We start from the raw sequence: 20,788 nt of genomic DNA, 5'->3' as shown, positions 1-20,788 counted from the left end.
ATTAGCAAAACACTATCATCCCGATAATCAATACACTTGGAGAAGAAAATCCAAAGAAAAAAATTCAATACTTAGCCGCAAGAGCCTATATATCGGCATTTTTAGCAAACAATCCTGATGTATTTAAAGATTCAATGTTGCGAGGTATAGAATTAGATAAAGAACAAATTCAAGCTATGCAATATGTTAAGAAAAATTCTAAACATTGCGCCTTAACTCTAAAACCTTTTCAAAAAGGTATTAAATGCCATATCCATCATATTGAAGGAGTTAGTGAACGACCGGATCTCGCAACTAATGTAAAGAATCTTTTACCTCTTTGTGAAGATGTCCATACCGAATATCATCAATGGGTTATTTCTAATCAAAAAAGTGTGACAAGAGCTACATTAAAACATTTCGCTAAAGAAAAAAAGTATGAAACAAACTGGTAAAGATATTCTTTTTTTCATACTGTACCCTAAGCAGAAAAACTGCTAACCACACACAAAAATAATGCTTCAGTCCACTCCACCACAGCGCCATAAGTATCTCCCGTATGTCCACCCAACTGATAATTAAACCAAGCTGCGGTAACAACAGAAATCAGACTCCCAGCCAAAACCATCCCCATAGATAAAACTAACTTTTGGGGATGAATTAACCAAACAACAGCACTTAAACCCAGCAATAAAAATAAGCTTGGTAACAAATCCAAATAAGAACGAATTGCTTGTTTATGAAATGCACCTTTACCAGTTGGTTTTAGATAAGGATATTGACAAATAGCCATTTGTTGTCCCCAACGTCCCCACCCACAAGCGGCCATTAATACAAAATAATGGTTTTCAGTTATCTCTGCTAAAGCTGTTATTTTCAAAAGAATAATTACAATAGCGGACATTGCCCCAAACGCACCAGTAGCACTATCCATCATTACCTGCAATCTGCGTTTAGGATCACCTACCGCTAAACCATCAGCCGTATCCATCGCTCCATCTAAATGTAATCCTCCCGTAATTGCTATCCACACAGCCACTACCAAACCATTACGAGTTAGCACGGGGACACCTAAATAATTCATCCCCGTATCTAATCCACCTAAGATTCCGCCAATCATCAACCCAATTACGGGCGCAAAACAAGCAACCTTTTGGAAGTCTAAGTTTTGTAAATAGGGTAAAGGAATAGCAGTATAGAAAATTACAGCCGCAACTAAATTTAAGAATTGCTGTTGCCACCAGCGTAAAACGTTAGCCATACTTGAGAAAGAGTTCAATTAGCCAAATACTTCCAGTATTCATGAATATAAATGTTCTCATGATCAATTGCTCCCAGACTGGCAATTTACCGCCAATGATTAGGCGATCGCCTCCTACCTAATATTTTGGAACTATGGGAAATTAACAATCCATCTCTTCGATTGTCTGGCTGCGTTGTCACTCACCTTCCATAACCCGCTATTTCTCTATGAGTCATCATCTACCCCACACAAAAATACCAGCCCCGTGCATAGTCAACACGGGCATAGTTGTCAATAAACTCGATATCCGCAGATTACTGCATGATTTAGGTAGAGTCCACTACATTTACACCCAAGAAAATCAGCTACTGAGTGAGGGTGAAGGGGATGTAATGGAAGTATTCGCTAATTCTCATCGGTCTACCTTAGTCACTAATAATGCACTATATGTGAATGTGGATAGTTTTGATTATCTGGAATTAAAACAATCTCCACAAAAAGAAACCTACTTTGACTTAATTCAAGAGCAAATGTGTTTACGCCTGATTCCCCTTTCTACACCTTTGCAAGCACGACGCGATCGCCAATTTAACGTCACGGTGATCGAAGCGATGATGGATCAAGTCCTAGCAGCCAGATGGGATGCAGAAATTGATGACGACTTTTGTGATTCTTTTTGAAGGAGTCAGCACTTCGACTTCGCTCAGTGACCGTCAGGAGGAAGAATGAAGCAGAAGTAGGACTTACGCATAATTCATGTAATAACGAACCACAGAGGCACAGAGAACACAGAGGAATGAGGGTTTGAGGGATATTTTGCGTAAGTCCTGAGAAGAAAGGAGGTATCACAAAACCTTAACTAAAGAAATCATATCCTCTCTGGGGTAATAGTGGATTGCAGGGTATGACCCTCACAAGACAAAAACCCCCACAAACTGCCTGAAGTAGCCCCAGAAATGTTAAGTTGATGGATAAATTTAGCTAATTAGTATTTTTGCCTTGAGTGCCAATTTTTCCTTTGAAAGTCTCGCTACCTGTAGCCAGACTAAAGCCAGAGCCGGAATATTTTCTACTCCCCACGGAATTGTAGAAACACCCAGGTTTATGCCTGTGGGAACATTAGCTAATGTCAAAACTATCACCCCTGCCCAATTGGGAGCAACAGGAGCGCAGATGGTTTTAGCTAATACCTATCATTTACATCTCCAACCGGGAGAAGCCATCGTTGCCGGTGGTGGTGGGCTACATAAATTTATGGGTTGGTCTGGTCCCATGCTCACAGATTCCGGTGGATTTCAGGTTTTCAGTCTGAGCGAAATGCGAAAAATCACTGAAGAAGGTGTAACTTTCCGCTCACCTCACGATGGACAAATCATTAAATTAACGCCAGAACGCTCTATTGAAATTCAGAATGTTTTAGGTGCAGATGTGATCATGGCTTTTGATGAATGTCCTCCCTATCCTGCTACTCGTCAGGAAGTTGAAGCCGCCACAGACCGAACCTATCGCTGGTTAAAACGCTCTATATCCGCCCATCAACGCGCAGATCAGGCATTGTTTCCCATTGTCCAAGGGGGAGTATATTTAGACTTACGCGCCCGTGCTGCTCAAGAATTGGCGCAGTTGGATATGCCGGGATATGCCATTGGTGGGGTGAGTGTGGGTGAACCAACGGACTTAATGGCGCAAATTGTGCAAACGACAGCGCCGTTGTTACCGGTGAATAAACCCCGTTATTTGATGGGTGTGGGGACTTATCGAGAAATGGCAATAGCGATCGCTTCTGGTGTAGATTTATTTGATTGCGTTATTCCCACACGCTGGGCTAGACATGGAACAGCTATTGTTGCCGGTGAACGCTGGAATATCAAAAATGCTAAGTTTCGTGAAGATTTTACACCATTGGATGAGACTTGCCCTTGTTACACCTGTGAAAATTTCAGTCGGGCTTATTTATCTCATTTAGTGCGATCGCAGGAAATATTAGCTTATACTTTGTTGACTATTCATAACATCACCGAACTAATTCGCTTTACCCAAAAGATTCGCGCATCTATTTTGAGCGATCGTTTTGTCACCGATTTTGGTCATTGGTTAGAACCATCAGAAATTGAACTAGAAAAAACCGATAACTGAATCAACACAATCCCTTTAAAACCAACGCAGGTGGGTTTCGCCTGTGTAGCCGTGACTTCTAGTCGCCCGGATTCTCAATCAATCCAAAATCCAAAATCCAAAATCCAAAATTGGATCACCTAACCATGTTAAAATACATATCGCATATAAAAGCTGTATTTGATTATTAGGTGGATTTAAACAAACATGGAAGCAGCACTATTACTAGCAAAATTGCCTGAAGCTTACCAAATCTTCGACCCCTTGGTGGATGTATTGCCTGTTATCCCCGTCTTCTTCTTGTTACTTGCATTTGTGTGGCAAGCAGCAGTGGGTTTCAGATAAATTACCCATCTCCAATTTTTTGGACAGGTAACATCCACCTGTCCTATTTTTTTGCATAAAATTAATAGTTCTTAATATTCTGCAATAAATCAATATAATTAATCCAGTCACATCCTCAATCACCGGTAATCTACGATGGGAAACATCAAATTTGTCAAAGAGAATCGAGAAATAGTCGTCGCCAAAGGTGCTAACCTTCGACTAAAAGCCGTAGAAAATGGCATTGATATTTATAAATTTTTCAGCAAACTCACCAATTGCGGAGGCGCTGGACAATGTACCACTTGTGTTGTCCAAATTGTCGAAGGACTAGAAAACCTATCTCCCCGCACAGACTTAGAAACCAAAAAATTCAAAAACAAGCCTGATAACTATCGTCTAGCTTGTCAAACCCTAGTTAATGGACCAGTTAGTGTTATCACCAAACCTTAAAGCCAATAAAAAATTTGGCTTCACTCCGTCATCTATGATGCTATTCTGGAATAGTTGACTCGAAATTACACAAAAGGCTATCTTGCTATGCAAGTTAATGATTTGGGTTTCGTAGCGAGCATTTTGTTCGTATTAGTACCCGCCGTGTTTTTAATCATGCTTTACATCCAAACCTCCAAGACTGAAGGTTAATTGACAGCTTTACGAACAGCTATTAGCTTTTGTGAGCAATTTAAAATCGGTGGAAAAGACAGTTAATATCTGGTCTATAAAATAAAAACCCCCCTAAACTAAATATAGTGCAGGGGTTTTTATTTATTAATTGCTAATCCGAAGACACTACCCAGTAGTACGTGCCAAAAGCACCGGGCAGGTAGCATTAACACGAACATAATCAGATAAAGATGAGCCAATTAGCCGATCTATATCAACAAAACTCTTAGCAATAGATGGGCGACGGTCTGGAGAACCAATTAATAATAAGTCTATATTCAACTCATTGGTTAAACGACAAATTTCTTCTCCTGTTTTACCACTGCTAGTAACACAACGCACAGCTACAGATTGTCTCTCGGCTTCTGCTAAAGCCATTCCCAAAACAGAATTCTTCTCTGGTTTAAGGTCAGTAATACCTGATAATTTACCACCTAAATCTGCATTAACATTAGCTAAAACCAATTGTCCACCCGTAACACCCCGGAGTAAAAACAACGCTAAATTTAAGCAATTTTTAGCAGCATCAGAATTATCCATTGCCACCATAACGCGCTTAATATTCTTGACATAAATGTCATCTTTCACCAGCAACATGGGACGGGAAGACAATTGGAAAACGTACTGACTGACGGAATTGGAGAAAATTGATTGTAGTCGCTTCATTCCCCGTGAACCCATAATAATCAAATCGGCTTCTATTTCGTCAGCGACTTGACAAACCACATCCTTGGGATCACCTTGACGTAAAATTGAAGAAACTTGGCTGGGGTCTAAGTTTAAATACTGAATAGCCTTAGCCAGAATTTTGCCCCCCTCTTCCCATTTGTCGGTCATTACAGACGCGGTGCTTTGTGGAGTAACAACGTGGAGAACTGTGACTTTTGCTCCTCGAAATGAAGGTAGTTCTTTCAAGTTCTTGAGCATTTCTTCCGCGTGTCCCAAACCGGAGACAGCCAACAAAATTTTTTGGATCATTTTTCCGTCTTTGTCGTGAAGGTTTTTGTGGTTTTTGCTGCTAGTATTTTATTTAGCTATGGCTGCGTCAGGCAAGCTATCAGAATGTTTTTTCTGATGTGCTAAATAACCAAGTTAAGCATTTAGGCATAAATTAACTAATTAGCATTGACACTCTCAGGTATAAAGACACTGAAATTCTTTAATCAACGACATGACTTGCTCAGACAAGATTTATCCAGCCTGAATAGAGGTCTTGTCTCCTAAAGCGTTGCTCATGTCTAGCATGAAAGTTCCGGTATGCCCTACCGTACTCAATCCTCGACTAAGGATATTTCTAGCTGCGTTTTCATCTCTATCCATTACACAACTGCATTTACAAGCGTGTGTCCTAGTAGATAGGGTTTTTTTGACAACTTCACCACAGCTAGAGCAAACAGCGCTAGTATATTGCGGATTAACAGCCACCGTGACTCTCTTAAATACTTTTCCAAAATATTCAAGCCAGATACGGAACTGATACCAAGATGCGTCGTTAATAGACTTGGCTAAACAATGATTTTTCACCAGATTTTTAATTCTCAAATCTTCATAGGCTATCAAGTCGTTAGACTGAACTACGCACCGTGCTAACTTCACAGCATGGTCTTTACGTTTCCTACTTATTTTGAGGTGGCGTTTTCCTAAAATCTGTCTAGCTTTGCCCCTATTCTTTGAACCTTTGATTTTTCTAGAAACACGACGTTGCGAACGTTTAAGAACTTTTTCCCCAATACGCAGAAATTTAGGATTCTCAATCATTACACCATTGGAGTCGGTGTAGTATTCTTTCAAGCCTACATCTAACCCAATCGTATTTCCTGATGGTTCTATATTCTCTTGACGGTTAACATCAATACAAAATTGACAATAATAACCATCAGCCCGTTTCATTAATCTTACTCGTTTTATTTGGTTGATTTGGTAGAAATGCAGGTCACGAGTCCCTTTAATTTTTAATTTACCAATACCTTTTTTATCGGTAAATGTGATAGATTTACGGTTATCTGCAAGTCGCCATCCAGATGTTTTGTATTCAACAGAACGACAATCTTTTTGGAATTGAGGATATCCCTTTAAACCAGAAATCCCCTTTTTGCAGTTCTCGTAAAATCTAGAGATACAAGACCATGCTCGTTCAGCACTAGCTTGTCGCGCCATCGAATTAAGTTCATTAGCAAACGGGAAATTAGCTGCTAGTACAGCACAATATTTCTGCAAGTCGTTTTTACCTGTATCTTTAACATCCATCCATAGCCGAACACAACTATTCCGAATGAATTGAGCAGTCCGAATTGCGTCATCTATTGCTGTTAGCTGAACTGATTTTCCATAAACTTTAAACTCAAAAACTAGCATTTTTTTACCTCCAATCTTATACTAATATTTATGGCGTAAGATTGTCAAGATATTTAGCAGTACACGATTGAATGCCTTTTTTACAGCCCGTGTCGCTTATATCTCAGCGGCTTTAGCCACTGAGCTTTACGCTTACCGGATACTTCTGTAAAAATAATACCAACAAGCAAGTTATTAATATTAAGTTTTTTTATGCATAATTACGTGAAGTTTTTGACTGAAACTCTAAACAATAAGTAGGTGGACACAATAAAACCAAACTGTGTAAAGAAACGTAAAATAGCTGAAACCTTCTTTACTCTTGCCTTGCTATAACGACAATTTTCAACGCCAACCTACTTATATCAGAGAACTTCAACTTTATGTCCCCAAATTTTAATATTATAAAAATAATTAGCATTGCCACAATAGTATTATCTCTAAATGCTTGTAGCAGCAACCAAAATCCACCTCAATTAAAAACCAATAGTGAGTCTTTAAAGGTTGCCATTCCTCACAATCAAGTGAATCTCAAATCACAACCACCAACTAAAGTGGAAACCCTAAATTTCACCGTTCCTGCTAAATATCAGGCAAAAACCGTTTATAAAGTCGTACCCAGCAACAAAGAAAAAGTCATTGCTTTAACGATTGATGATGGTCCCTGGCCAAAAACTACCGTAGAAATGTTAGATATCCTCAAACAAAATAATGTAAAAGCCACATTTTTTTGGGTAGGAAGTGCTTTGCAAGAAAATCCTGAAATTGGTAAACGAGTTGTCGCTGAAGGTCACGCTATTGGTAATCATACTTGGCATCATTGGTATAGCAAGATGGACGAAGCTACAGCCAAAAGTGAAATTGAAAAAACAAATGAATTAATTTATCAAACTACAGGTGTCAAAACATCTTTTTTCCGTCCCCCAGGAGGCTATTTAAACAACGGATTAGCTGCTTATGCTAAAAGCCAAAAAAACTCTGTTGTCATGTGGTCAGTGACTTCAGCAGACACCGATCCGCGTGCAAAATATCAAGTATTTATTAAAAATGTTCTCAGAGATGCTAAACCAGGGGCTATTGTTTTAATGCACGATGGTGGTGGAAATCGGGAAAGAACCGTAAAAGCTTTGCCAGAAATCATCAGCGGACTCAAACAGCGAGGCTACCGATTTGTTACAGTTCCTGAACTTTTAAGCATGACAGAAAAATGACAGAAAAATAAATTACCCGATTTTGTGGGAGTGTCAACCTGCCTGTCCTTGGTAATTAGCGGGCAAGATGCCCGCACGACAAGAAACTTTTGGTTTTTTTGAGTTGGAAGTCCCCTAGAAACTCATTAAAGGGAACGGAAAATAGAAAATTTATCTATTCCCTATTCCCTGTTCCCTTTCCTTGGTGATTTTATTCAGTGACCACAGAAGCACAAACTTGAGACTCTTGCCAAAGTTTATACAAAAAAAACTCCGCGCTATAGCTCATAGTGGTGACAAATACACCTACAGCATCATCATTATCATGAGATAACCAAGAACCATCTAGGGTAACTTCTAAGTATTCAGCATCACAGTTAGATAAGCCCATGATTTTACTATCATGGCGATTTACTTCGGCTTTCAGTCTTTCTACTCCTGGCAAATCAAGAGGTAGCAAAAAGGAAGCTGTGGTGGGTTCAACACGCAAAGCTTGACTGACGCGCAGTGCCAAAATCACTCTTTGCGCTACCCATTCTTCGAGAGATTGAGTGAGACACTCTAAATAAAAACTGTTATCGGTGTAATTTAATTTCAGCATTCCTCTTGCTCTCCTGTTATTCCAGGTTTGCTTGCATATCAATCCAAAACTTCTCAGCAAATGTCACAGTTGGGTGAACAGGTGCTTTAGGTAATTTCCGCAGCAGCATCCCAGCTTCAGCCGGTGTTTTATCGCCTTTGCGAGAATTACATTTTTCGCAAGCTATGACTACGTTATCCCAAGTATGTCTGCCCCCTTTAGAGCGAGGTATAACATGATCTAGGGTGAGCTGTTTGTTAATACCGCAATATTGACAACTGCTATGATCTCGTCGTAAAACCTCCCGACGATTCACTGGGGGAATTTTCCACATCCGTTCCGTCGCAGCAATTTTTAAGCGAATGTGTTTGGGTACAGAGAGGACGAATCTAGGTGAATTAATTAACCAGCCGTCTTCTGTAGAAAATTCCAATGGTTCGGCTTTATTGCTGACTAGCAACACTATCGCCCGCTTGATATTTACTCGACATAGTGGCAAGTAATTCTGGGAAAACACGACCACAGATTGCTCTAATACTTGGATTGCGCTTGTCACAGCCTGACTCCTTATAAAAAAACCCCCGCTTTTTGTCTGAGACACTGCGGGGGTTAACAATTGACCTGATGGTTTTTCGTCTTATTTTGGTACAGCATTTTTTGGCTTGTACCTCCCGCGTTTGATCTCTATTTGTGGTTTTGTATTCAGCAAATTCATGCTGGGATATTTAAAATCATAATTGCCTTTTGTTCTTTGCCCTTGATGTTGGCTATCCTGGCGCATAAATAAATTCTCCACGTCCGCAGCAGCAAATTCCCAACTGCCGAGGCATTTGGTTGCTTGTGAGGAGGTAGAGATGGGATAAATGGATTTCACAGAAAATTTCACCTATTGAACATTCCTTTAAACATACTACACTTGTATTACTATCCTGTCTATACCTATAAGGAGAAAAAATTATGCAGACCATTACACGCACCCCAACAACTGATATGGAAGTTACTAGTATCCGTCTAGAACGGGAACTGAAGGAGAAACTCAAAGATATCGCCGGCAATCAGGGATATCAGTCTTTAATTCGAGATATACTCTGGAATTATATCCAGCAAAAATCAGGTGAATGGAAACCCCGTTTTTCTAAATCTGATATTCGCGCTAGTATTGCTGCTGTGGCACAACAAGATGAGCGCTGTGTCCTGACAGGTAAATTAATTGAATCGCAACAGTCAATGTTATTAGGATTGACTAGGAATGGTGATATGGTTCCTCTGAGTCTCGAAAGTTTGGTTGATTAGTCGGCAGTTTTAGTTAATTTTACCCAGCCGCTACCTTAGTAACTGGGTAAAATCCTAATTTTTAGTTTTATTTAAGACAATTGTACGGATTAGGTCAGGTTTCCCGTGTTAATTCGGATGTAAAAGTTGATATTTCTAGGTTAATTATAGAGAAATTACGGTTTATATCTAGTTAGAGACAGGATATCCTAAATGCCAGGTTCACACAAGCTCAAAATTTAATTCAACAATTAACTGTCCTCAATCGCAGTAAATTAGAGTTGAATCAAATGCTTCAGTTGGTGATTAGCTCCACTGCTGAAGCACTAGAAGCAGATCGGGGATTACTAATTTTATTTAAATATGCAGATCCATTATTTAGAAAACTTCCCCAGCAGCAAATACCCAAGGTGAAAGCAACTTTAGTAGGAGCATGGACGAAAAAAATACATACTACTGCTATTAGTGAACTAGATAAATTAGATCAGTCTTTCTGGGTGTCTGATTGTAGTTTATGTCAACTTCTATTTACAGATCCAGGAAAACCTATCATGACTCATAATTGTGAAGATGAAAATACTAGTAATTCTGCTCCTTTATTTGCCATTACAGAGTTTCCTCATACAATATTAATGCCATTGGAAAGTCAAGGTAAGGTTTTAGGATTTGTAGTTTTACAGCAAGCAACTACTCGTAATTGGGAAACAACAGACTTAAATTTAATAGAAATGCTTTGCGCTCAATTAAGTGATGCTGTTATTCAATCCCAAACATTGCGACAAGTGCAAACTTTGGTAGATGAACGGACTGAACAACTCAATCGCAGTTTGGAAGTTCAAGCAAAATTGTATGAAAGAACTAGGCAATACGTAGAGCAACTACAACAATTAAATGAACTTAAAGATGAATTTGTGAGCAATATTAGCGATCGCTTGCGTTATCCTCTGACAAATATGCTTATGTCTATCCGTAATTTACGTTTACCAGGAATATCTCCAGAACGTCAAAACCGATATTTAAACATCTTAGAGTCAGAATGTACTAAAGAAATTAACTTAATTAACGACCTGTTAACCCTGCAAAAACTAGAATCTCATCAAGAATTTCCGCAATTTGAAAGTCTGGACTTAAATGCTAAAATTCAAACCCTCCTCACGTCTTTTGATCAACAACTTACAGATAAAGAATTACGTATTGTAGTAGAACTACCGAATCAGCCTTTAAAGTTACAAACAGAAGTCGAGACTTTTGACCGGATTATACAAGAATTATTAACCAATGTCTGTAAATACTCGGAGCATGATACAACCGTCCGCGTAGAAGTCACTCCCCAAGTGACTGGGAAACTTGATCAGGTTATTATTAAGGTAACAAATACCGGACGGGGAATATCTGAAGAAGAAGCGGCTTATATCTTCGATAAATTTCGGCGTGGTAAAGGGCGCTGGACTCCTGGAACTGGTTTAGGACTGGCTTTGGTGAAGTCTTTAGTGCAACATCTCAATGGGGTAATTACTGTGGAGAGTATTCCTATTCCCGATTCTCAACTGAGTGAAATTAGTTTTACACTCACTCTTCCTTTATCTTTGACTCCAATTAGCTGATATGGGAGGAGTTAGGAGTTAGGAGTCAGGAGTTAGGAGTTAGGATTTAGGAGGAGGAAAGAAGTTAGACATTAACCTTGAATAGCTAAAATCGGCTACTTTTTGCCCATTTTTTCTATTTTCTCTATCACTGCTAATTTCATTAAGGATTTAACTAATAAATATAGACAAAAAGCACATACACAAAAAATGGCGATCGCCCAATTATGATAATTGACAATGATCAAGATTAAACCCGTCAATAGACTAAATCCTGTTAAACAAGCATAAATTAAGGTTTTGATGGCTAGATAAATTTGTCCTAAGATGCTATCGCTTTCAACATTTTTAACTCTTAATTGTAACTCTCCCCTTTCAATTCTTTCTGCTAATTTTTTCACTAAAACTTCCGTTTTATTCGGTTTTGTCAGTTGATATTGAATAAAATCCCTAGCTTGATGGCTTAATTGAGCGAGAGTATTTCCTTTACTTTTTGTGACTGCTAGACTTTTGATAAATGTTTGGGATAATACTGTAGGATTATATTGAGGCTCTAAAGTTCTGGCAATACCATCTAATGTGGTTATGGCTTTTAAAATAAATGTCATTTGAGCAGGTAAGCGAAATGGTTGCTGTTCAAACATTTCATAAAGTTCAATTTTTACCTCACTCAATGCTTTAACATCTAAAGGTTTATCGGTGAATTTATCTAATAAAAATGTGACTAATCTTTTTACTGGAGTCATATCTGGGATAGGTTCAAGTAATCCCATCCTCATTAAAGTATTTACTACTTCATTACTATCCTTTTTTAAAATAGCAAAAAAAGTTTTAATCATCTCCTCCTTATTCAAAGTTCCGATTTCTGCCATCATGCCAAAATCGTAGAAGATAATACTCCCATCTGGATTGACTGCCATATTCCCTGGATGGGGATCAACTTGAAAAAAACCATCTTGTAATAGTTGCTTCAAATAACAACAAATCCCCGTTTCATTTACCTTATGAATATTAATTCCACAAGCTTCCAAAGCTGCCTTATCATTGATTTTAATTCCTGGTTTATATTCTAAAGTTAATATCTTCGTTGTCGTATATTGCCAATAAACTTTAGGAATAATAACTCGCGGATATCCATGAAAGTTTTCCCTGAATTTATCAGAATTTTTACCCTCTTGAATATAATCAATTTCTTGAAATAACAAATCAAAGAACTCATTATAGATTGATTGTAAATTATACTTCCTTACCCCAGCAAAATATGTATTGCAAAACTTAATTAACTGTAATAATATTTTAAAATCTAAATTAAATAAAGCCTCTAAACCCGGACGTTGAACTTTAACAACCACTTCTTCATTAGAGTATAATGTCGCTTTATGAACTTGACCTAAACTAGCAGCAGCCAAAGGATTAAATTCAAATTCTTTATAGATAAATTGCACAGGTTTACCTAATTCTAATTCAATCATATTAATTGCTTCTTGACTACTAAAAGCCGGAACTTGATCCTGTAAAGTTCCCAAAGCTTCTATATATTCTAAAGGCAATAAATCGGCACGAGTTGACAAAGTTTGACCAATTTTAATAAAAGTAGGCCCTAAATCAATTAAAGTATTCACCAACCAAGTAGCACGGTTTTTCTTATGTTCTAAAGAATCTTGAGGAAAAATACTATCCCACCACAGAAATAACATAAATTTAGCCGCAGCCCTGAAAATGTCTATTTTTCGAGCTAAGGTAGAATATTTAGTTTTTTGCCAACGAAACTTTTTAGACTTTGCGATCATAAATATAAACAAAATTAGATGTCTGCATGATTGATTTTTTATAATAACTTTTTTTAAACCGTACGGACTTCTATTCTATATCACTTAATTTATTCTTATAAAATTAGGGTGCGTCAGATAGAGGAAATTTGTTTTTTGTCAAATTATTGGGTCTGACGCACCCTACAAGAGATAAAATCCACATCACATATTTGGTAAACTTGGTCAATGCGTAAGCCCTATAGTTTAACTATAGTTATTGAATTGTGACATTAGTAGCGATCGCAAAACGAATTTGAATATAATCCTTAATTTTCACAGACAAGCTGCGTGGCAAAGCTATATTCAGTATAAAATTTCTTACCTTAAAACCCATTACCTTTGCGCCTACTCTATGCCTTCGGCACGTTACACGAACACGAAGCGTGATTGCGCCTTTGCGTGAGGATAAATTCATTAAGATTGAAAACATTTATTCCTGCATTTGTATCACTATACAAACACTACAGAAATGTTAAAAGGGATAGAAAAAAAATTTTACTCTTTTTCTATCCCTTTTATAATACCCCCAAGGGAATTCGAATCCCTGTTACCTCCGTGAAAGGGAGGTGTCCTAGGCCTCTAGACGATGGGGGCTTGTTTCTCTTCACTTTTAATAATGTAACGGGTTTTTTTAGGAATGTCAAGAGTTTTTGGAAAGATTTTTTTAGCCGTAGGATCAAGGGGTAGGAAGAATATCTAGCTGTTGCCCCTTGCCTTTTGCCAAAAAAAATAATCAGACTACAATTTTTGTAAACTTAATGTTTATGATTCTTTAGAGAGGATTTTGAAATCAATGGCTCAAAATCTACAACATGGAAACACCTTTTGAAATCACCCTCCAGATGGTGATCACTGTTTTTGCAGGCATTAGCGCCCAGGTAATGGCTGCATATTTCAAATTACCTAGTATCGTGTTACTACTCCTATTAGGCATCCTTTTAGGTAAAGACGGACTGGGAATATTACAACCCCATTTACTGGGAACAGGATTAGAAGTGATTGTTTCCCTAGCAACAGCAATCATTTTATTTGAAGGCGGACTCAAATTAGATCGGCAGGAGTTGGGCAAAGTTTCCCTCAGTCTCCAGTTACTCGTCACCCTGGGAACTCTGATCACCCTACTAGGGGGAAGTCTTGCCGCACACTGGCTAGGGGAGTTTCCCTGGAATATAGCAGTGCTTTATGCGTCCATTGTTGTTGTCACCGGACCGACCGTAATTGGTCCTTTAATTCAACAAATTAACGTAGATAGACAAGTAGCAACGCTATTAGAAGGCGAAGGAGTTTTAATAGATCCTGTGGGAGCTATCCTAGCTTACGTTGTCCTGGATACGATTTTAAATGGTGATACAGACCCAGTTAATGCCATTATTGGTCTAATTTTACGTTTCGCTGTGGGTGCGGGCATTGGTGGCGTTGGTGGATATTTAATGAGTTGGATGTTCAAACGCGCCAATTTCATTTCCTTTGAACTCAAAAATCTGGTTGTTCTGGCAGTTTTATGGGTGTTGTTTGCCCTAGCGCAAATAATTCGCTCTGAATCGGGAATTATGACCACAGTAGTAGCAGGTGCGGTATTTGCCAACTCTTCAGTTCCCGAAGAGCGGTTATTGCGAAGCTTTAAAAATCAACTGACAATTCTCAGCGTTTCTGTATTATTCATCCTCCTAGCGGCTGATTTATCCATTGCCAGTGTCTTGGCTTTAGGTTGGGGGAGTTTATTCACGGTTTTGGTGTTAATGTTTGTCGTTCGTCCCATTAACATTATTTTGTGTACTTGGAATAGTGATCTAAATTGGCGACAGAAACTATTTTTGAGTTGGGTTGCACCCAGAGGCATAGTTTCCGCCTCTGTAGCGTCTTTATTTGCGATTTTACTGACCCAGAGGGGCGTGAATGGTGGTGATTCGATTAAAGCTTTAGTCTTTTTGACAATTATTATGACGGTTTTTTGCCAAGGTTTAACCGCTGGCTGGTTGGTTAAATGTTTGAGAATTACTTCTAAAGATGCTACTGGGGCGGTAATTGTCGGCTGTAATCCCCTGGGTTTATTAATTGCCCGCTTTTTTCAAGAACGGGGAGAAACTGTGGTGATGATTGATACTGACCCGGAACGGTTAGCCCAAGCTGAAGCCCAAAATCTGCGAGTGATTGCTAGTAGTGCTTTAGATGGGGAAATACTGGAAGAAGCTGGCATAGGCTCGATGGGAACTTTTTTAGCCATTACCAGCAATGGTGAGGTGAATTTTGTCTTAGCTCAACGGGCTGCTGAGGAATTTAATCCTCCCCGGGTTTTAGCTATATTTCCCCATCATCCCCAAGGTTCTCCTTTGGTTAATAGTAAGGTAGATCAAGCCTTTGTCTCTGATTTACCGGTAAAAACTTGGAATGAATATTTGATGAATGGACAGGTGAAATTAGGAACAACTACATTAAATGCGGCAGAATTTGACTCTCAACAAGAACATATACAAGAAAAAATTCGAGAGGGGATTTTAGTACCGCTATTGTTAGAGCGAGAAGAAAGGTTACAGGTGATGTCTGCAAGTCAACAATGGGAAATAGGCGATCGCATTATCTATCTATTATATGATGCCCGTCCTAATTTGTTAAAACTTCTCTCTGGCGCTAGTCAATCTACACCGTTAACTATGGAAACTTTGGCAGAGGTTGAGGAAGTAAGAGTTAAACAAGTTTAGATTTTTGGCAAATATGAATATGTCTCACGCAAAGGCGCAAAGGCGCAAAGGCGCAAAGAATGAAGGTTAAATTTTCAATTTACCCCCATAATCTTCTTCCTGCTTTCCCCTGTAATCTTTCATGGGTATCTTTTAGTAAGGTGGGAATATCTAAATTTTCTGGACATTTGGGCAAACAATCACCACATTCTGTACAACGATTGGCTTTCATTCCGGGAAACCAATGTCCGGCATTTTCAAACATTCCATAACGATATTTTCCATAATCTGTCATATCGTAGGCTAAAGCTAAATTTCGTAATCTTAAAACTTCGGGAATATGAATATTTTCCGGGCAAGGTAAACAGGCATAACATTGACTACATTTATCAGTTAATAAAACATTATTTTGCTGATTTTCTAATTTTTCAAAGATATCAATTTCGGCTTCTGTTAATTCATTTTCATGATTAAAAAGTTCTGGAGATATTACTAATTCTTGTTGGTTTGCAGGTCCTATACTCAAAGTATGAATACTGCTGTCACTCAGCAAAAACCGATAATTTAAATCTAATGGTTTAAATGGGTAACAAAGTTCCTTTAAAGTTTGGGGTGGAGTATATAATTTTCCGCCTTTATCCGCAGGAGAAATAATAAAAACGCCCATATTTTTGTCGGTTGCTAACTGAATTGCGGGGGCATTATGTTGAAAAAAATAGTAATAATGGAGATTAACAAATTCAAAAAGATTTGTATTTATAGCTGCTAAAATTACATCTAATGAACCGTGAGTAGAAAACCCAATATGTCCCACTTTTCCATCATTTACAGCTTCCTCAACAGCTTGCATACAGCCATTTTTAGCTTGTATCCATTCTAAGTGTTGCCAAGTATTTAATCCATGAATTCCTAAACAATCCAGATAATCTAAATTCAAGCGATTTAAAGATTCATCAATATACCGACGCATACAATCAGCATCAGGTGTCGGGGGAATTTTGGTAGTAATGTGAATTTGACTACGAGGTACTGGTAAACCAGCTTTTATCGCTTTACCTAAATATGCTTCACTGTCACCGTAACCTCTAGCAGTTTCTAAATGATTAAGTCCTAAAGATAAAGCTTTTTCCAGAAGTTGTTGGACATTTTCGCTATCAATTAAACAGCGCATTGTTCCCAAAGAAAAAACAGAAAGATATAAATTAGTTTTACCAAAACGACGATATTGCATATAGTAACGTAAGTTGCTAGTTAGAGAAATTGTCAGAATCAGGATGTCCAGGATTTAAGGATGTACAGGATGAGAACTGGAATTTTATCGCCTATTACCAGCCTCAACTAGATAACTATACTCAAAACGGCTAGAAGCTGGACTTTTTGGCGTTGCTGATTAAAGGTATGAATTTTAGTCTCACGCAAAGGCGCAAAGACGCACTGAGGTTTGAGTTTTAAAGATTCAATTTGGGAATTTCATACCTCAATTCAGGAACGCCGACTTTTTTATCATACAAACTTTTTTATAACAAGTTCAAAGCCTATCCCCGTTGCGGGGAGAGGTTTGGAGAGGGGTTTCATATTTGGTTAAACTATGAACCGTTTTCAGATAGCAACTTGAGTTAGTGGGTAACAAAGCCAAGATTATTTGTCTGTTAAATCCGTAAAAATAGCACAGAAATAAGCTTTCTGTGCATACCTGGGAAACGCTATAATTAACCTGGAGGCCAGGACATAGGGCGACGACCAAGGATGTGTATATGCAAATAATATACTGTTTGACCACCATCAGCGCCAGTATTCATAACTACTCGATAACCGTTTTCTAGTCCCGCTGCTGCTGCAACTTTCTGGACTGTTAATAACAGGTGTCCTAAAAGTGCTGTGTCTTCTGGTTCTGCGGTAGCTAGACTAACTATGGGTTTTTTGGGAATAACGAGGATATGAACTGGCGCTTGGGGGTTAACATCTGTAAAGGCTAGGGCTAAATCGTCTTCATAAACAATATTCGCGGGAATTTCTTTACGAATGATTTTGCTGAAAATGGTTTCTGTGTTCGGACTCATGCAGTTTTACTTACTCATCTGTTAAAGATTTTAAGCGATCGCTGGAATAGACGATAAAAAGTTAAGATGGTGTGTAGTCAGTGCATCTATAGTTTTATGGCCAAACCTCCGGATGTTAGTACCAAACGCAGCTGCTATTATTATATTAACAATCCTGTTGGGTGATTTCACTCATTGTTAATGCACCCAAAAATCTGCTTTGATATTATCAAAGTTTATTTATATATAAAAAATGCTGGCTAGAGTGTGGAGTGCATCTATCATCGGGATTGACGCTGTAAAAGTGGGTGTGGAAGTTGATGTTTCCGGTGGTTTACCGGGAATTGTCATTTTAGGCTTACCAGATTCCGCAATTCAAGAATCTAAAGAACGGGTAAAAGCTACTTTGAAAAATGCGGGTTTTGCGTTTCCTATGCGGAAAATTGTCATTAACCTAACTCCCGCAGATTTACGAAAGGAAGGACCCGCGTTTGATTTACCGATTAGTGTGGGAATTTTAGCAGCTTCTGAACAAGTTAACGCCGATTTATTGGGAGATTTTTTATTTTTAGGTGAAGTTTCTCTAGATGGTAGTTTGCGTCCGGTTGCTGGTGTTTTACCGATTGCTGCAACTGCGAAAAAAATGGGAATTACGGGTTTAGTTGTTCCCGTTGATAATGCCCAAGAAGCTGCTGTTGTTGAAGGTTTAGCGGTTTATGGGTGCAAAGATGTTGCTGATGTAGTGGACTTATTAAATAATCCTAAAAAATACCAACCTGTCCAGTTAAATCAAACAATTGAAACTTCCCAGTCAACATCTTTGAATTTAGCAGATCTACAGGATGTCAAAGGACAAGCACACGCACGCAGGGCGTTAGAAATTGCGGCTGCGGGGGGACACAATTTAATTTTTGTTGGACCACCCGGAAGCGGAAAAACGATGTTAGCAAGGCGGTTATCGGGGATTTTACCACCTTTAAGTTTTCCTGAATCTTTGGAAGTAACACGCATTCATTCTGTGGCTGGATTGTTGAAAAATCGGGGTTCTTTAGTTAGAGAAAGACCTTTTCGGAGTCCCCACCATTCCGCATCTGGTCCATCTTTGGTTGGTGGTGGCACTTTTCCCCGTCCTGGCGAAATTTCATTATCCCACAGAGGTGTACTTTTTTTAGATGAATTAACGGAATTTAAAAGAGATGTTTTAGAGTTCCTGCGTCAACCTTTGGAAGATGGGTTTGTGACCATTTCTCGAACTAAACAATCTGTCACTTTTCCCGCACAATTTACATTAGTAGCCAGTACAAATCCCTGTCCTTGCGGTTATTATGGCGATACAATTCAAGGATGTACTTGTTCACCTCGACAACGGGAACAATATTGGGCAAAATTATCTGGACCATTAATGGATAGAATTGATTTGCAAGTAGCTGTAAATCGTTTGAAACCCGAAGAAATTACCCAACAACCAACGGGAGAAGCGTCGAAATCTGTAGCGCAACGAGTAGAAAAAGCTAGAGAAAAAGCTGTAATTCGGTTTCAAAAAGAAGATTTACAATGTAATGCTCAAATGCAAAGTCGTCATTTACAAAAATGGTGTAAATTAGATGATGCTAGTCGGACTTTATTAGAAGCTGCAATTAGGAAATTAGGCTTATCCGCAAGAGCGAGCGATCGCATTCTCAAAGTAGCACGAACCATTGCAGATTTAGCAGGAGATGACAACCTCAAACCCCAGCACGTAGCTGAAGCAATTCAATATCGAACAATTGATAGAATGCAGTAAAATCAAGCTTCCATACCCACCCGGAAATAAATTTCCGGTCTCATAGCTAAATTGCGTTAAAACGCACTCTAATTAACTACTCTGTCCAGTGCTATAGAAAAAATAAAGGAAAAATAGTCGGTTTAAACCGACTTTAGCTATCAGACAGGGAATTTATTCCCTGGATTCTGGATTCTAAAAGCTTTTTAACCATTTTGAGTACATATCCGAAATCTAGAGTTGACACTTGTAAGTATTTGTGTCACAGTTGCATTTACATAAGCTTTGATATACTGTTACATACGTGACATATACTATTCTCTCCAGACATTATTTTAACACCAATAATTAATCAAAACCATGAATACTGTCCTCACCCTGACTTACAACCAACTCAGCACCTTTGCAGGTTCAGACAACTTCTGGAATCTATTCGATACTACATTTGGTACACAATACAACCGTAGCGCAGCCGAAATTCTGCGTTTACAATGGCTATCTGGTGATTTTAGTCAACTTCCACAAATTGAGATTCTTGATAATAGCAATTTGGGCAATGCTAACGGTGCTTATGCTGGCAGCACCAATAAGATTTATCTATCAGATAGCTTTTTAGCAAATGCCACACCAGAAGCCATTAGTGCGGTTTTATTAGAAGAAATTGGGCATTTTATTGATGCTCAAATTAATCAAATAGACACCCCCGGAGATGAAGGAGAAAAATTCTCAGCCTTGGTGCGTGGACAGAATTTAACAACTCAGGAATTAGACAGAATTAACACAGAAAATGATTCGGCAAATATTACTGTAGGAGGTGAACAAGTTGCTGTAGAGCAAAATACACCAATTGTTTTAACAGTGACAACAACCGCAGATCAAAATGATGGTAGTGCTACGGGTGGGTTATCTTTGCGGGATGCGATTTTAATAGCCAATGCTAATACAACCAATAATTACATTATCAATTTAACGGGAGGAACAATCTATAAACTCACAGCTTTTTCTCTCGCTGATACCACAGGAGGAGATTTAGATGTTCTCGGTAAAGTCACAATTCAATCAACGGGAACTCAACCTGCCACAATTGATGCTAGTGGTTTGACAAGCGCAGATCGCGTTTTTGAGGTGTTTAATTACTTAAACTTGAGCAATATTGTATAGGACTTACGCAAGTGTCACACTAAAAATCTGTTGTAGGGTGCGTCAGACTGC

General features: G+C 38.6%; 20 protein-coding genes, 1 tRNA gene and 1 pseudogene. 12 read left to right on the top strand and 10 right to left on the bottom strand.

Annotation, left to right across the window (positions count from 1 at the left end; genetic code table 11):
- Positions 1-134: 134 nt before the first annotated feature.
- Complete coding sequence (locus CA730_RS03685; protein WP_096664111.1) at positions 135-434, top strand: hypothetical protein; 300 nt, start codon at positions 135-137, stop codon at positions 432-434.
- Between the two features lie 26 nt (positions 435-460).
- On the opposite strand, the gene cobS is transcribed toward CA730_RS03685, so the two are convergent.
- On the bottom strand, positions 461-1,240 hold the full coding sequence (gene cobS, locus CA730_RS03680; protein WP_096664107.1) for an adenosylcobinamide-GDP ribazoletransferase: 780 nt from the start codon (positions 1,238-1,240) through the stop codon (positions 461-463).
- Between the two features lie 209 nt (positions 1,241-1,449).
- On the opposite strand from cobS, the gene CA730_RS03675 reads away from it, so the two are divergent.
- The 5 genes from CA730_RS03675 (at position 1,450) to psbM (ending at position 4,306) form a co-directional block, all read left to right on the top strand.
- A complete protein-coding gene (locus CA730_RS03675; protein ID WP_096664104.1) occupies positions 1,450-1,902 on the top strand; it encodes a hypothetical protein in 453 nt (150 codons plus the stop codon).
- 319 nt (positions 1,903-2,221) lie between these two features.
- Positions 2,222-3,358, top strand: a complete 1,137-nt coding sequence (gene tgt / locus CA730_RS03670; protein WP_096664101.1) for a tRNA guanosine(34) transglycosylase Tgt — start codon at positions 2,222-2,224, stop codon at positions 3,356-3,358.
- 186 nt (positions 3,359-3,544) lie between these two features.
- Positions 3,545-3,682 carry a photosystem II reaction center protein K gene (locus tag CA730_RS03665; RefSeq protein ID WP_006195022.1) on the top strand — a complete coding sequence of 46 codons (138 nt, stop codon included), beginning with the start codon at positions 3,545-3,547 and terminating at the stop codon, positions 3,680-3,682.
- Between the two features lie 135 nt (positions 3,683-3,817).
- The gene (locus CA730_RS03660; protein ID WP_096664098.1) at positions 3,818-4,114 is read left to right on the top strand and encodes a 2Fe-2S iron-sulfur cluster-binding protein; all 297 of its coding nucleotides are present in this window, start codon (positions 3,818-3,820) and stop codon (positions 4,112-4,114) included.
- A gap of 87 nt (positions 4,115-4,201) precedes the next feature.
- Positions 4,202-4,306, top strand: coding sequence for a photosystem II reaction center protein PsbM (gene psbM / locus CA730_RS03655; RefSeq protein WP_015079946.1), 105 nt, complete (start codon positions 4,202-4,204; stop codon positions 4,304-4,306).
- Positions 4,307-4,453: 147 nt separating this feature from the next.
- Here psbM and CA730_RS03650 read toward each other — a convergent pair whose 3' ends face one another.
- Both CA730_RS03650 and CA730_RS03645 read right to left on the bottom strand, forming a co-directional pair.
- Entirely contained in the window at positions 4,454-5,305 is an 852-nt protein-coding gene (locus CA730_RS03650; RefSeq protein WP_096664095.1) for a universal stress protein, read from the bottom strand.
- Between the two features lie 213 nt (positions 5,306-5,518).
- The gene (locus CA730_RS03645; RefSeq protein WP_096664092.1) at positions 5,519-6,682 is read right to left on the bottom strand and encodes an RNA-guided endonuclease InsQ/TnpB family protein; all 1,164 of its coding nucleotides are present in this window, start codon (positions 6,680-6,682) and stop codon (positions 5,519-5,521) included.
- A 362-nt stretch (positions 6,683-7,044) separates the two neighbouring features.
- Between CA730_RS03645 and CA730_RS03640 the strand changes: the two genes are divergently transcribed.
- On the top strand, positions 7,045-7,872 hold the full coding sequence (locus CA730_RS03640) for a polysaccharide deacetylase family protein (RefSeq protein WP_096664089.1): 828 nt from the start codon (positions 7,045-7,047) through the stop codon (positions 7,870-7,872).
- Positions 7,873-8,062: 190 nt separating this feature from the next.
- Here the strand turns inward: CA730_RS03640 and CA730_RS03635 are convergent, their stop codons facing one another.
- The 3 genes from CA730_RS03635 to CA730_RS03625 form a co-directional block, all read right to left on the bottom strand.
- On the bottom strand, positions 8,063-8,452 hold the full coding sequence (locus tag CA730_RS03635; protein ID WP_096664086.1) for an alr0857 family protein: 390 nt from the start codon (positions 8,450-8,452) through the stop codon (positions 8,063-8,065).
- 16 nt (positions 8,453-8,468) lie between these two features.
- Entirely contained in the window at positions 8,469-8,987 is a 519-nt protein-coding gene (locus tag CA730_RS03630) for an HNH endonuclease (protein ID WP_096664082.1), read from the bottom strand.
- Positions 8,988-9,068: 81 nt separating this feature from the next.
- Positions 9,069-9,305 carry a hypothetical protein gene (locus CA730_RS03625; protein WP_231939966.1) on the bottom strand — a complete coding sequence of 79 codons (237 nt, stop codon included), beginning with the start codon at positions 9,303-9,305 and terminating at the stop codon, positions 9,069-9,071.
- Positions 9,306-9,388: 83 nt separating this feature from the next.
- On the opposite strand from CA730_RS03625, the gene CA730_RS03620 reads away from it, so the two are divergent.
- Together CA730_RS03620 and CA730_RS03615 are read left to right on the top strand one after the other, a co-directional pair.
- Positions 9,389-9,724, top strand: a complete 336-nt coding sequence (locus tag CA730_RS03620) for a ribbon-helix-helix domain-containing protein (protein WP_096664076.1) — start codon at positions 9,389-9,391, stop codon at positions 9,722-9,724.
- Positions 9,725-9,930: 206 nt separating this feature from the next.
- Positions 9,931-11,307, top strand: a pseudogene (locus CA730_RS03615) (GAF domain-containing sensor histidine kinase); the annotation flags it as partial.
- Between the two features lie 95 nt (positions 11,308-11,402).
- On the opposite strand, the gene CA730_RS03610 reads toward CA730_RS03615, so the two are convergent.
- Complete coding sequence (locus tag CA730_RS03610; RefSeq protein ID WP_096664073.1) at positions 11,403-13,076, bottom strand: ABC1 kinase family protein; 1,674 nt, start codon at positions 13,074-13,076, stop codon at positions 11,403-11,405.
- Between the two features lie 542 nt (positions 13,077-13,618).
- Positions 13,619-13,691 (bottom strand) — tRNA-Glu (locus CA730_RS03605).
- A gap of 218 nt (positions 13,692-13,909) precedes the next feature.
- On the opposite strand from CA730_RS03605, the gene CA730_RS03600 reads away from it, so the two are divergent.
- The gene (locus CA730_RS03600) at positions 13,910-15,796 is read left to right on the top strand and encodes a cation:proton antiporter (RefSeq protein ID WP_096664070.1); all 1,887 of its coding nucleotides are present in this window, start codon (positions 13,910-13,912) and stop codon (positions 15,794-15,796) included.
- A gap of 79 nt (positions 15,797-15,875) precedes the next feature.
- Here the strand turns inward: CA730_RS03600 and CA730_RS03595 are convergent, their stop codons facing one another.
- Both CA730_RS03595 and CA730_RS03590 read right to left on the bottom strand, forming a co-directional pair.
- Positions 15,876-17,006: an aldo/keto reductase gene (locus CA730_RS03595; protein ID WP_096664067.1), complete on the bottom strand. Its 1,131-nt coding sequence runs from the start codon at positions 17,004-17,006 to the stop codon at positions 15,876-15,878.
- 478 nt (positions 17,007-17,484) lie between these two features.
- The gene (locus CA730_RS03590) at positions 17,485-17,835 is read right to left on the bottom strand and encodes a histidine triad nucleotide-binding protein (RefSeq protein WP_096664064.1); all 351 of its coding nucleotides are present in this window, start codon (positions 17,833-17,835) and stop codon (positions 17,485-17,487) included.
- A gap of 232 nt (positions 17,836-18,067) precedes the next feature.
- On the opposite strand from CA730_RS03590, the gene CA730_RS03585 reads away from it, so the two are divergent.
- Both CA730_RS03585 and CA730_RS03580 read left to right on the top strand, forming a co-directional pair.
- Positions 18,068-19,597, top strand: coding sequence for a YifB family Mg chelatase-like AAA ATPase (locus CA730_RS03585; RefSeq protein ID WP_096664061.1), 1,530 nt, complete (start codon positions 18,068-18,070; stop codon positions 19,595-19,597).
- A gap of 339 nt (positions 19,598-19,936) precedes the next feature.
- Positions 19,937-20,737, top strand: a complete 801-nt coding sequence (locus CA730_RS03580; RefSeq protein ID WP_096664058.1) for a hypothetical protein — start codon at positions 19,937-19,939, stop codon at positions 20,735-20,737.
- The last annotated feature ends 51 nt before the right edge of the window (positions 20,738-20,788 follow it).

This window comes from Dolichospermum compactum NIES-806 (genome assembly GCF_002368115.1).
Lineage (GTDB): Bacteria > Cyanobacteriota > Cyanobacteriia > Cyanobacteriales > Nostocaceae > Dolichospermum > Dolichospermum compactum.
Note: the sequence above shows the minus strand (reverse complement) of the source record. Positions and strands in the feature narration are given on the sequence as shown.

What these genes read in the sequence shown, in the direction of transcription:
- CA730_RS03685 (WP_096664111.1), top strand. Translation starts at nt 135, where the DNA reads ATGTTGCGAGGTATAGAATTAGATAAAGAACAAATTCAAGCTATGCAA.
- cobS (WP_096664107.1), bottom strand. Translation starts at nt 1,240, where the DNA reads ATGGCTAACGTTTTACGCTGGTGGCAACAGCAATTCTTAAATTTAGTT.
- CA730_RS03675 (WP_096664104.1), top strand. Translation starts at nt 1,450, where the DNA reads ATGAGTCATCATCTACCCCACACAAAAATACCAGCCCCGTGCATAGTC.
- CA730_RS03665 (WP_006195022.1), top strand. Translation starts at nt 3,545, where the DNA reads ATGGAAGCAGCACTATTACTAGCAAAATTGCCTGAAGCTTACCAAATC.
- CA730_RS03660 (WP_096664098.1), top strand. Translation starts at nt 3,818, where the DNA reads ATGGGAAACATCAAATTTGTCAAAGAGAATCGAGAAATAGTCGTCGCC.
- psbM (WP_015079946.1), top strand. Translation starts at nt 4,202, where the DNA reads ATGCAAGTTAATGATTTGGGTTTCGTAGCGAGCATTTTGTTCGTATTA.
- CA730_RS03650 (WP_096664095.1), bottom strand. Translation starts at nt 5,305, where the DNA reads ATGATCCAAAAAATTTTGTTGGCTGTCTCCGGTTTGGGACACGCGGAA.
- CA730_RS03645 (WP_096664092.1), bottom strand. Translation starts at nt 6,682, where the DNA reads ATGCTAGTTTTTGAGTTTAAAGTTTATGGAAAATCAGTTCAGCTAACA.
- CA730_RS03640 (WP_096664089.1), top strand. Translation starts at nt 7,045, where the DNA reads ATGTCCCCAAATTTTAATATTATAAAAATAATTAGCATTGCCACAATA.
- CA730_RS03635 (WP_096664086.1), bottom strand. Translation starts at nt 8,452, where the DNA reads ATGCTGAAATTAAATTACACCGATAACAGTTTTTATTTAGAGTGTCTC.
- CA730_RS03620 (WP_096664076.1), top strand. Translation starts at nt 9,389, where the DNA reads ATGCAGACCATTACACGCACCCCAACAACTGATATGGAAGTTACTAGT.
- CA730_RS03610 (WP_096664073.1), bottom strand. Translation starts at nt 13,076, where the DNA reads ATGATCGCAAAGTCTAAAAAGTTTCGTTGGCAAAAAACTAAATATTCT.
- CA730_RS03600 (WP_096664070.1), top strand. Translation starts at nt 13,910, where the DNA reads ATGGAAACACCTTTTGAAATCACCCTCCAGATGGTGATCACTGTTTTT.
- CA730_RS03595 (WP_096664067.1), bottom strand. Translation starts at nt 17,006, where the DNA reads ATGCAATATCGTCGTTTTGGTAAAACTAATTTATATCTTTCTGTTTTT.
- CA730_RS03590 (WP_096664064.1), bottom strand. Translation starts at nt 17,835, where the DNA reads ATGAGTCCGAACACAGAAACCATTTTCAGCAAAATCATTCGTAAAGAA.
- CA730_RS03585 (WP_096664061.1), top strand. Translation starts at nt 18,068, where the DNA reads ATGCTGGCTAGAGTGTGGAGTGCATCTATCATCGGGATTGACGCTGTA.
- CA730_RS03580 (WP_096664058.1), top strand. Translation starts at nt 19,937, where the DNA reads ATGAATACTGTCCTCACCCTGACTTACAACCAACTCAGCACCTTTGCA.